A 9,133-nucleotide genomic window follows, 5' to 3' on the forward strand; every position below is an offset into this window, starting at 1 on the left:
CTTGTGCCGCTTGTTTGCCATTCTCTGTCCTCCGTTCCCTATACATAACGGTGGACCAATTCAGATGGGGCATTTCACGAGACGATGAGCAAAGGGCGATCTCTGAAATCGCGCGGCTGTTCAAGGTGAGTGAGAGGACGGTGCGACGGGCTTAGCCAAGCTTGAGCACTGATCCGACTAGAAGAGGCTCTTGATAACTTCAATTGCCTTGCTGATTGAGGCAATCAAGCCAGAGGACTCCTTAATAGCACCAATTATCATCTTGCCGTTGAACTCCAACTTCTCCTTGCGTGGCTCATCAGAAACCGCTTCGTCAGCAAGTTCTGCGAAATCTCGAGCGAGTGCATCTGGATTCTCTACTTCACCACCTTCGATAGCTTGGTCGATGTTCTCTTTGAGATCAGCGATGGCTTGAACAAGTTCCGCATTCGACGTGTTATCTTGGAATCCGTTGAAGGATTTGTCGATTTTTACCTGAGCGTCGCGACCAGCTTGGGTTAGAACGACACCAGAAGAGTTGGAAACGGTTTGACGATTATCCATGTTTAGCTCCCTGACATTGAGGTTTACAACAGTTGAACGAGATTGGAGTTGCTCGACGAAGCCCCTGACTTGGTCTTCATTGCTGGACCAGTTGAAGCGCGACCGCTTCAACGCGATTTGTACTTGCGAATAAAGAGACGGATCAAGGTCATGAATTGAGATGCTTGCTAGTTCTATCATACCCGGATCGTCTGAAGCGTGTTCTGGCGCAAATTTACCTCGGCGAAGCAGCTTCTTCTCTCCCGATCTGACACGCTTAAGAATTTCTCTCAGATACTCTTCGAAGGCTACAGGAAGAAGTCCATCGACAACATCAATATTGCCTCTCTCAATCTCGAGAAGCAGCCGCTTGATGCATTCATACTCGGAGTGCATACGCCGAAGAAACAAGCACAAGTCCCTTAGATCGCGCTGGTTCACCTTTTTCTTGGTGCGGATCGCCCATACTGGGATATCGATATTGTTAAATATTCGAACTCTGTCGTGAAATACATCAAGATACCTCGATGTGTTGTTAGCGACCCGTGTAAAGTCATCCGTTATTTCAATATTTTCATCATCTTCCATAATATGGACGATGGCTGGCCTCATGTACTTAATATGGCGTCTAACATTATGAATATCAGCAAATTGACTGGCTGGAACAGTTCTCGCAGCAAGTGCTCTAGAATGGAGCAAACCAGATCGACCAAAGTCGAATTCGTCGAATTCATTTGTCTCAGTGCCTTCGTGTTTACGAACTCGAAGCTTCAATCCACAAAGATAGTCGTTCACTTCATTAATGCTGGCAGGATGGGTTACCCCCCCAAAATTGCATTCGAGGTGATACTCGATGCGTCCAGAACATTCCCCATCAAAAAAAAGCAGGCGGTTTTCGACTTTCCATTGTACAAAATGATCGAAGACCCGCATCGCAGGCATGTCATGGAACTTTGGGCCGCGCTTAGCGTCACAAGCAAAGGGTTCTACAATCCATCCGTCCAAACCGCGAAGCGAAATACCGCAATCGCTGACTTCTTTTAACCCCCCTAGCGCTCTTACGAAGTCTCGATTTCTTTCGGGCACTGTCCACGATGGCTTTGAAAGGTACATTCCAGATGTACCGGTGAATCTTCTTAGGTCAGCAATTGGGAAAATAACTATCGATTTCAACGCGGTGGCCCCTGAACAACCATTAAAGAATAGAGGCCACCGCCAAAAATTGGAAGTGGGGATGAGCCGCTTTCGCCGCTCATCCCCCGTCTACTTAGAAGCAGACGTTACTACAGATTTGTATTTTGCAATATGTCATCTGTAGTCACCTTCGCAGAACGAAGGTCCATCTTCGAAAGCTTTTAGGATTTGGCATTTTAGTACCTCCATTTCAGTTTCGAGATGAAGCATCCTATGCATCCGCAGAAGCCAGTCTCTAAGGCTAATCTGCGAACTTTTTTGAACGTCACGCCAGACGTGCCGACAGTGACGGACGACGTATTTCCATGCCCGCGGTGGATGCGGTTAAGCGCCGAAGGTTTGGAAGCTCCGACGCGCCGCCACAGTAGCATGAGAATTCATTTGGACAACTGTCTCGTGCAGCGCGCTTTGGGCACTGCTGCGGACCTATGCCATGGTGAATGCATCTCCGGTAATGATACTCCAGAGGAACGAAACTGCCCCTTCCACACGAGCTCTGATGGCAAGAAGTTGTGGGTGCTCGAAGCGACCAGAGGAACCATGTGTTCCATCATTAAAGACTCGGAAAAGTTGCACGACGTTTTCCATGTCCTTCTCTACAAAATCCGCTGCGGCCTCATCGGAAACGCCTTGTTTATGAAGGAAAAACCGGATTTTCTCTCGGCGTGTGGGTTTTCCCTGTGCGGTGAGTTCACAGCTTGGCAACTGTGACTTCACATCGTCGTCCCGTGCGAACCTTTCCAGTATTTCTGTCAAAAGCTCCCTAGCGCTTGTGCAGAAATGCCTTGCCGCGTCGGGATTTTGTGGGCTCAGAGAGAAGAGTGCCCCATGCCAACGATCATGGACATCCTGTGAAATCTCTTTGAGGATGTGGTCGATAGACGATGCAGGAGGCGCATGCTCGTACTCGTTCTCCGGCGACTCGCCTTCCAAAACGTTCATGACGCTTGCAGAGTTCGCCGCTTCCCTCTCAGAGAGGTCGAGAAAACGATCATAGCGCTCATCATAGAGCGCGGCGTCAGCACGGGCCTCCAGCACTGTGTAGGAGCGTTGTACGGTATCGACAGAACTTCGAAAGGTCACATATTGCGGCTTTGAAGCTGTTCGGGCGAGCTTTTGCAGCTCTCTTTTCAGCCGGTCGCGGTTCGCTCGGACACGCGCGTTGTGCGCTCGAACCTTGGAGTTGTAGGATCGAACGGCCTGATTATATTTGTTGATCGCCTGCTTCTGCTTGTTCTGAGCCTGCCGTATTTTCGACTGCGCCTGTCTGAGTTTACTCTGCAGTTGCGATGAAGAAATCCTTCGCGCCATTTATCTTTGCCTCAATCCGTTTCAACCTACTATCGTCTCAAACCAACCTCGGTTGTTCTTCGCGCCTCCGCACGGGCAAACTGGCACTTGTCGGCAGCTTGCGGATTGCCGCGCCGGTTTCCTGATCGGCGACGGCCAGATCGAACTGTGCTTGAAGATTGATCCAGAATTGCGCGTCGGTGCCGAACCAATGGCCAAAGCGCAAGGCGGTGTCGCCAGTGATCGCGCGCTTGCCGCCGATGATCTGCGAAACGCGATTGGCGGGCACGTCGATCTGACGGGCGAACTCGGTGAGCGTGATGCCAAGCTCTTCGAGCTCGTCCTTGAGGATCACGCCGGGATGTACTGCACGTTTGAACATGGCTTTCCTCCTTTCCGTTAGTGGTAGTCCACGATTTCCACGTCTGACGGCCCTGGGTCGGTGTCTGGCCAGGTAAAGCAGATACGCCATTGCTGATTGATGCGGATGGAGTATTGCCCTGCCCTGTCGCCTCGAAGCGCCTCAAGCCTGTTGCTGCGTATCATGCGAAGATCATCAAGAGACGTTGCCGCGTTGAGAATAGCGAGCCGCCGCTCTGCCTGATAGGCAAAGCCTTGGAAGGTTTTCACCATCTCACCGTTCGCAAACTGCTCGGTCTTTTTGTCTCTGTAACCCAGGATCATCGTTATCTACCAAGATAACCAATTTGACGCGTTACGTCAAGCGTCACGATCCGCCTGACTTTTTCTAAGCATTTTCCCCTGTATTCGTCTTACACCCCAAAGGGGTCGAAGCGCCGTCCCTTGAAAGCATGGTTGCATGCAACGCGCTTTGCATTGGAGCCTCGGCGGAAGTTGAGGCTGATCTGCTTTCGGAGCCGTCCCTTGCTTGAGCCCGAAAAAAGAACAGCAAGGTTCCTGGTTCAAGGGCGCGTAGCGGGAGCGGAGCCACGCGCAGGATGCGTAAGCATCCGAGCATGGCGAGCACCCACCCCTTGAAGCGGGGTTCTTGATGGTCTTAGGGTTCGATCAAAGCAAGGACGGCCTCTTCGACAAGCGCATCTGCTTTTGGTGAGTCCTGAAGCCCCTTCTCATGGTGGGGGGCGCGGGTTCGCCCCTATGGGGCGAAGGGGCGCATAATGGTTATCGGCCGACTAGGCCGATGCCGTTTCGAAGCAGCTTGAAGGGCTGCGAGAGAGTTAAATAGAGTTATATAGGAGTTACAGGAATTGGGGGTCGTCATAAGTCGTTGAAATAGTGGTGGGAATCGGATCTATTTTCGGAACTTGGTGTGTGAAGTGACGAAAGATGGTGTGTGAAGTGACGAATATCGGTGTGTGAAATGACGAATGATATGCCAAGTTATCCACAGGCGAAGTCGGTGTGTGAAATGACGAAACTTGACGGGCGGTGTGTGAAATGACGATAGTGGAGGCTGGTGTGTGAAGTGACGACTCTAAACCCGAACGCCGGTGTGTGAAATGACGAATGAAAGCGCTGCCCTCCCTGCCCGCTCGCCGCTCTTGCCGGATCGGCATCCGCAGCGCGATCTCTTCGTCTGCGATATCGTGGATGCTGTGCCCATGGGCGCAGGCTTGCCCGCTGCCACAGCCTCGGCATCCCAGCGTTCCCAGCCGGTCAGCACCTTGGGTTCAAACAGCCGCGTGATGTCGTCCGGGGCCAGCGTCGTGTTCCAGAACACCTCGTTCCGGCCCCGGTCCTCTTTCGTCATGCCGCCTTCCAGCACGCAATCCTTGTAGGGCCACGCCAGCACCACATCGCGCGACTGGCTCAGGTAGTCACCGCGCCCGTCCGTCAGACCGATGCGGTTCTTGAAGGCGGTGTAGCTGTCGGGCAGGAAGGCTTTGTTGGACACGAAGTCCTGAAACTTCACCTTGTCGAAAACCAGTGCGCCCGCCACCGGCGTGAAGAAATGCGCCTTGATCGTGTCGGATTGCATCAGCAGTTCCAGCAGGTGCGGCTGCATGTTCAGCGCCGCCTCGATCACCGCGTTCTTGAGGATCGCACCATCGGAGATAAAGGCTTGCTCTGCCTGCAAGATTTCCGTCAGATCGTCCAGCAGGTTTTGCATAGCCTCGCCCCTAGTGATTTGTTCTTGTCGCCCGATATGTGCCTGATCGAACAGCGCAAATCCAGCCCAGTCCTTATTTTACCCGGTAGTGGGGCACCGAGGGGTGCTTGGTGTGGAATAGCCTTCATACTTCTAGATTTGTCCAGTAGGGGTAAATACATTGTAGTTATTATAGTTGTTACAGTGTTATTTCCCGGTAACCATCAGTATAGGCCTTAATAGGCTATCTCTTCTCCGGTTTCGGCTTCGTACCAGTCTCTGATATCCATACACAGAATGCCTACCAGCGAAGCAGTGAAGAGCGGGCTAGAAGCACCGTCGGGTGTGAAAGATGGAAACGCATGTGCGTCCATAGCCCAAGTACCAATGAACTCTCCGTCTTTCGTCACGACTGATCCTTCGTCGCAGAGGTTGATCGGGAACTTCAAAGGCTCAGAAAGTGACACTCCATACGACTTAACTAGGGCTGCTGCGTCTTCTTCCGTCCACTCAACCGGGGCAATGAATTCATCGGTCTCAACGGCGGGTCTTGGTTCGGACTTGCGGCGCTTCTTCTTCCTGCTCCAAGGAGGGGCCGGGTTGGCCAGTGCGTCCACCATCTGCTGCGCCATGCAGGATTGATCGAAAGCGCCGCACGGTCTTGATTGGTCTTGGAACACTGCCGCCACCCCTATTATGTCGGGCAAGCGACCTTGGCTTTTTGCGACGCTAGGTATCGAAGTGTTGAAGCGCGGAGCGAAAGCCCGAATGGCCGTACTCTCGCACTCGTCCATCTCTTCCCATGAACAGGGCGCATATGCGATAGACCATGGTAGCGAGGTGTCAGGTACACGATGATACATGGAGCCAAGGCTGTCGATTGATCGCGTGGGAAGGTTTGTAGATTGACCCACGTACACGATCTTTCCGGCGCACCCAATTAGGTAAATGCCTGTTGAAAGGTTCCAATGTTCGAGCAATGCGTCGAAGTCTTGGTGACGATTGCGTAGGAATACCTGACGGTTCCAAAGAAAGTACAACGTGCTGCTTCTCATGTTCGCGCAATTCTTGGTTAATTTTTGACTGTCACACTGGTGGTTTGCCCATAGGTCTCGGCAAAGGAGTTTTTCATTACTCTGACCAATTCATCCCTGTGCGGAGTTGCAACAATGAAACTATCGTGCACGGGTAGGACCGGAACGCCCTTGTCCGCGAAGTGCAACATGACCCTCTCAGCCAAGTCGCTGTCCTCGCGCTGTAGTCGCAACCCAATCCCCGTGCCGAAAACACCCGGTAACATCGGGAAGGCATCCTTGACCTGCTGGCGAAACGCTTCGGCGGTCATACCATGTGTGTCGCTATCAAAGTTGCGTGGTTCCTTAGTCGTCCCAGTCGCATTCAGTAGGGCAAGGAAGGTCGTTTTCGCATGATCGCGCAGTACTTTATTCTCCGAAATGTCCGGCACAAAGCTGTAGGGGTCTGACGGGATATCCAACTTCGCCTTAGCAAACAGGATCGCGGGATGAAGGCCATTGAAGTCAGCTTCAACCGTAGATTGCCCGTCGATAGTAATAAAGGAGCGAAGTTGCCTCTTGATGTGCTGCCACCAACCGCCGTAGAAGCGACCGCCTTGGTCGAAACAGCCGTTGTTGAAGACACGGTACAGGTCGGTTTCTTGCCCGCAGTACCTGTCGTCATAGTCTGCCAACGGATGCGCGCGCTGGGCCAAGGCGATGTCAATGCCGTCCAAGAGATCGTTCAAACGGCGGAGATTGGCTCGCATGGTCCTTGTCTCAGACGTATCGCTGTAATTCATAAGACGGCCTTCGGAGTCTTTCAGCAAGATGACCTCATCCCGCTTACCGATGGTGAAATCTCCGGGGGTCAAACCTGACAAACCCAATAGATCACAGGCCGCTTCGGTCAGCGCGTAACGGGATGTTTCGGCATAGGTTTCCTGTTGATGCCCAGGTTTCACCATCCAGATCAAACCATGACTTAGCAATAGCTTGAGTGCGTTGATGTGATAGTGCATCGACATAAAGCAGGGACGATAACGCACCTCGGCCTGCAACGACCCCCTACCACTGGAAATGCCCACCGTAAGACCAGCATCCACAGTTCGCACCCGCATGAGGTTAAGTAGGATCACTCGCAGGCAACCGACGAAGTTCTCCTGTCTCACTGGGTTGGGCTTGCGCTGAAAGCCCTGCATCCAATGGCCGCGCAGATCATCCAGCACAGCAAACAGCGCTGCACATGCTGTCGGATGGTGCAGCTCAAGATATGGCTCGAAGGCCCATGACCGCACGCCCCGCTGATCTGGCAACTCAGCAATTTGCGCCTCAGTCAAGAAAGTCAGCAAGAGCTTGGGTCTATCGGGCATTGTAAAATCTCGGCACATTTTTTTGTGCCCCCATCTATCCAGTCGGCTAAGGTATCTTCCCCCATACCCCCAACCATTCACACGGATAATCTAGTTAGTCCATGCTCCAAAGTTGCCAGAAAACAGATGGTTTTGGGTCGCGTTTAACTCGTTTTCGGGCAAACGGCCAAGAACGTACCGGTTGACAAGATCATACCTCAGCCTGCATAGGTGTGACACGAAGTGCGACACACAACTCAACCTCGCACTCGATTGTTCAAGCCTTCCAGTGGCTTAGAAAAATGGTAGCGAGTCCGGTACTCGCCTCCATCTCATCTTTTCCGATAGATTTCCTGCAATCTGGGCCAAACAGGCCCACTGATTTCATTGAGAAAATAGGCTACAGCCCATCTTCGGGGACAAGATCGACTGTAGGCACCCAGCTTATGTGGGTATCGAATGCGGGTATTGGCGAATTCGACCTGATCATCTGTGACGAAGCGCACCGGACCACCGGCTTGACCCTTCCGGGCGAAGACCCGTCCGATTTCGTGAAGGTACATGACGACAGCATCGTGAAGGGCAAAAAACGTCTCTACATGACCGCCACGCCGCGCATCTATGCCGATGCGTCCAAGGCCAAGGCAGATCAGAACGATGCGGTCCTGTATTCCATGGACGAACTCGATACCTTTGGCCCGGAAATCTACCATCTGGGCTTCGGCAAGGCCGTCGAACGCGATCTTCTGTCCGAATACAAGGTGCTGATCGTCGCCGTCGAACAGGACAAGATGAGCGCCGTGGAGAACAGCTACAACCGCGCCTACAAACTCGACGACAAGAAAGCTATCGACATCAACTTCGCCACCAAGATCGTGGGAAGCTGGAAGGGGCTGTCCAAGAAAGGGCTGGTCCTGGTGGATGAGGACGGCGAACAGGAAGACCTGACCGAAGACACCGAACCGATGCGCCGCGCCGTCGCCTTTTCGCGCTCCATCAAGGCGTCAAAGGCGATGACGGAGACCTTCGGGCGCTTGGCCTAACTCTATGCCGAGACCTATCAGCCCGATGATGCGCCCGGCATGATCGACTGCCAGCTTGATCACGTCGACGGCACGATGAACGCCCTGCAACGGTCGTCTGCGCTGGAATGGCTGAAGGATGCCCTCGGAAACGTTGTTCACCCTCACGGGACAGATAAAGGAATGCAGAATATCTTCCCGCTGGTACGCGCTGTCCTTGGAGTCTTCGCGCACCTTCTCTAGCAAAATTTCAATGAAATCGAGCACAACCTTTCGGCGCACAACATATTCGGCAAGGCTGCGTTGTTCGGCATCCTCTAGTGCTTTGCCAGCATCGGCTATTGCAGCCGCAAAGCTGTTGGCATCCGTAGTTGAATCCTTCAATCGGGATAGAACCGTGCGAATTTTCTCCGCCTGCCTTTCATCCCTTCGGATGTCTACTTAACCTGCTTGACTGACGAATGACATGACGGTTTCGATGGGCCGTCCTTCCGACGATCAGGAATAGCAAGACCATTTCCGGGCTTTGGCTCAGATACTCAACAGATCGACGGGGTCGCCGAACTCGGTGCGGAGGAAGATTTCGTCGAGGCCTGCGCCGTCGACGAGGATCCATTCCGCGTTCGGCGCGTCAGAATACCTGTACCGGACAAATGCCTCTTCCGTGTC

At 52.9% G+C, this 9,133-nt stretch carries 9 protein-coding genes; 1 reads left to right on the forward strand and 8 read right to left on the reverse strand.

Translation table 11 applies throughout. The features are described from left to right. Positions 1 to 177: 177 nt before the first annotated feature. The 7 genes from G0P99_RS15440 to G0P99_RS15470 form a co-directional block, all read right to left on the reverse strand. On the reverse strand, positions 178 to 1,695 hold the full coding sequence (locus G0P99_RS15440) for a hypothetical protein (RefSeq protein ID WP_164131377.1): 1,518 nt from the start codon (positions 1,693 to 1,695) through the stop codon (positions 178 to 180). Positions 1,696 to 2,142: 447 nt separating this feature from the next. Beyond that, complete coding sequence (locus tag G0P99_RS15445) at positions 2,143 to 3,027, reverse strand: hypothetical protein (RefSeq protein WP_164131379.1); 885 nt, start codon at positions 3,025 to 3,027, stop codon at positions 2,143 to 2,145. A gap of 37 nt (positions 3,028 to 3,064) precedes the next feature. Next, entirely contained in the window at positions 3,065 to 3,388 is a 324-nt protein-coding gene (locus G0P99_RS15450) for a HigA family addiction module antitoxin (RefSeq protein ID WP_164131381.1), read from the reverse strand. A gap of 17 nt (positions 3,389 to 3,405) precedes the next feature. Next, complete coding sequence (locus tag G0P99_RS15455; protein WP_164131383.1) at positions 3,406 to 3,690, reverse strand: type II toxin-antitoxin system RelE/ParE family toxin; 285 nt, start codon at positions 3,688 to 3,690, stop codon at positions 3,406 to 3,408. A gap of 772 nt (positions 3,691 to 4,462) precedes the next feature. Beyond that, the gene (locus G0P99_RS15460; RefSeq protein ID WP_164131385.1) at positions 4,463 to 5,098 is read right to left on the reverse strand and encodes a site-specific DNA-methyltransferase; all 636 of its coding nucleotides are present in this window, start codon (positions 5,096 to 5,098) and stop codon (positions 4,463 to 4,465) included. Between the two features lie 215 nt (positions 5,099 to 5,313). After that, positions 5,314 to 5,709, reverse strand: a complete 396-nt coding sequence (locus tag G0P99_RS15465; RefSeq protein ID WP_164131387.1) for a hypothetical protein — start codon at positions 5,707 to 5,709, stop codon at positions 5,314 to 5,316. Between the two features lie 440 nt (positions 5,710 to 6,149). Further along, on the reverse strand, positions 6,150 to 7,463 hold the full coding sequence (locus tag G0P99_RS15470) for a hypothetical protein (RefSeq protein ID WP_164131389.1): 1,314 nt from the start codon (positions 7,461 to 7,463) through the stop codon (positions 6,150 to 6,152). Positions 7,464 to 7,888: 425 nt separating this feature from the next. Between G0P99_RS15470 and G0P99_RS24540 the strand changes: the two genes are divergently transcribed. After that, on the forward strand, positions 7,889 to 8,485 hold the full coding sequence (locus G0P99_RS24540; RefSeq protein ID WP_203583129.1) for a DEAD/DEAH box helicase family protein: 597 nt from the start codon (positions 7,889 to 7,891) through the stop codon (positions 8,483 to 8,485). On the opposite strand, the gene G0P99_RS24545 is transcribed toward G0P99_RS24540, so the two are convergent. After that, positions 8,447 to 8,848 carry a hypothetical protein gene (locus tag G0P99_RS24545; protein ID WP_203583130.1) on the reverse strand — a complete coding sequence of 134 codons (402 nt, stop codon included), beginning with the start codon at positions 8,846 to 8,848 and terminating at the stop codon, positions 8,447 to 8,449. The two genes, G0P99_RS24540 and G0P99_RS24545, sit on opposite strands and share 39 nt — an antisense overlap. Between the last annotated feature and the right edge of the window lie 285 nt (positions 8,849 to 9,133).

The sequence above is a fragment of the Ruegeria sp. PrR005 genome (assembly GCF_010500245.1).
Lineage (GTDB): Bacteria > Pseudomonadota > Alphaproteobacteria > Rhodobacterales > Rhodobacteraceae > Ruegeria_B > Ruegeria_B marisflavi.